The sequence below is a fragment of the Rhodococcus sp. YH1 genome (assembly GCF_009939605.1).
GTDB classification, from domain to species: Bacteria; Actinomycetota; Actinomycetes; order Mycobacteriales; family Mycobacteriaceae; genus Rhodococcus; species Rhodococcus aetherivorans.
This window is the reverse complement of sequence record NZ_WVTE01000190.1, coordinates 1-1,430: the sequence shown is the minus strand read 5'-3', so window position 1 is coordinate 1,430 and position 1,430 is coordinate 1. Positions and strand designations below refer to the sequence as shown.

At 66.7% G+C, this 1,430-nt stretch carries 1 protein-coding gene; it reads left to right on the top strand.

Annotated features, from left to right (window positions below):
• The first annotated feature begins 130 nt into the window (after positions 1 to 130).
• Positions 131 to 1,375 (top strand): IS256-like element IS1164 family transposase, encoded by a 1,245-nt coding sequence (locus AIIKEEIJ_RS14430; RefSeq protein WP_161995940.1) that lies wholly within the window; start codon positions 131 to 133, stop codon positions 1,373 to 1,375.
• The last annotated feature ends 55 nt before the right edge of the window (positions 1,376 to 1,430 follow it).

Below are 1,430 nucleotides of genomic sequence, written 5' to 3'. Positions count from 1 at the left end.
GGTTGCGTCCATCAGGATGGTGTACGAGCCGGATCGGATCCGATGACCGGCGTGTCGTAACCGGACGAAAGACGGTCACCGCGTGATTCTTCGAGAGAGCTACCAACTCGACTCGACGAAAGAGCACGCGATGACCACTGCCCACGATATCGACCTCCGCCAGCTTGTCGAAGACCGACTCACCGGCGCCAGCCCCGACCTGCTGCGCGAGCTGCTGACGATGTTCATCCACGCCCTGATGGGCGCCGAGGCCGACGCCCTGTGCGGCGCCGACTACGGCCAACGCTCCGACGAACGCGTCAACGTTCGCAACGGCTACCGGCACCGCGACTTCGACACCCGCGTCGGCACCCTCGACGTGGCCATCCCCAAGCTGCGGTCCGGCTCGTACTTCCCGGACTGGCTGCTGCAACGGCGCAAGCGGGCCGAACGAGCCCTGACCTCGGTTGTTGCGACCTGCTACCTGCTCGGGGTCTCGACCCGGCGGATGGAGAAACTCGTCGATACCCTCGGGATCACCTCGCTGTCGAAGTCGCAGGTCTCGGTGATGGCGAAAGACCTCGACACCCAGGTCGAGGCCTTCCGGAACCGACCCCTCGATGCGGGCCCGTACACGTTCGTCGCCGCCGACGCCCTGGTCCTCAAGGTCCGCGAGAACGGACGGGTGGTGAACGTGCACGCCCTGGTCGCGGTCGGGGTCAACGCCGACGGCTACCGCGAGATCCTGGGGCTGGACGTCACCTCCGCAGAGGACGGCGCCGGCTGGCTGACCTTCTTCCGCGGGTTGGTCGCCCGCGGCCTGACCGGGGTGCGGTTGGTGACCTCCGATGCCCACGCCGGCCTCGTCGCGGCGATCGGCGCAACCCTGCCCGGCGCCTCCTGGCAGCGGTGCCGCACCCACTACTCGACGAACCTCATGGCCGTCACACCGAAGTCGTCGTGGCCCTGGGTGAAGACACTGCTGCACTCCGTGTACGACCAGCCCGACGCGGATTCCGTTCACGCACAATACGATCGAATCATCGATGCACTCACCGAGAAGCTGCCGAAGGTGGCCGATCACCTCGACGCCGCCCGGTCGGATCTGTTGGCGTTCACCGCGTTCCCGAAGCAGATCTGGAAACAGATCTGGAGCAACAATCCGCAGGAGCGCCTCAATAAGGAGATCCGCCGCCGGACCGACGTGGTGGGGATCTTCCCGGACCGCACCGCTCTGATCCGACTCGTCGGGGCGGTGCTGGCCGAGCAGCACGACGAGTGGATCGAAGGCCGCCGCTACCTCGGCCTCGACGTACTCGCCCGCTCCCGCACCGACAAGCCCGCCGACAGTGTCACCGAGGGCACCGAGGAGGTGACACCGGCCTTGACCGCCTGATCCACCGACGAGGAATCACGCGACGACGTCGTACACCACCTCACGGGACTTGACC